The organism is Arthrobacter sp. MDT2-34-1, from assembly GCF_059091365.1.
In genome coordinates this window covers 1-411 of the sequence record NZ_JBNHGO010000163.1, presented here as the reverse complement: position 1 = coordinate 411, position 411 = coordinate 1, and the positions used below count along the sequence as shown (strand labels likewise).

1 pseudogene is annotated in these 411 nt (G+C 68.4%); it reads right to left on the bottom strand.

The features are described 5' to 3' along the window. Positions 1-411 (bottom strand): annotated as a pseudogene (locus tag AC5RVV_RS18185) (pyruvate carboxylase); the annotation flags it as partial.

Sequence of the window (411 nt, the reverse complement as noted above, 5' to 3'; positions counted from 1 at the left end):
AGTCCGGGTCCTCCAGGACCGCCTGCAGGACGGAAATATTGGTGGACACCCCGCGGATGCGGAATTCCGCCAGTGCGCGGCGGGCCCGGCTGACCGCCTGCTTGTAGTCCCGCCCACGGCAGGTCAGCTTCACCAGCATCGAGTCGAAATGCGGGCTGATCTCAGCCCCGGCATAGACGGTGCCGCCGTCCAGGCGCACGCCGGCGCCGCCAGCCGAACGATACGCTGTGATCTGTCCGACGTCGGGCCGGAAGCCGTTGGACGGGTCTTCTGTGGTGATGCGGCTCTGCAGCGCGGCGCCCCTGAGGAAAACCGTGTCCTGGCTCAGTCCCAGATCCGCCAGCGTCTCGCCTGCGGCGATGCGCAGCTGGGCCTGGACCAGATCGACGTCGGTCACCTCCTCGGTCACCG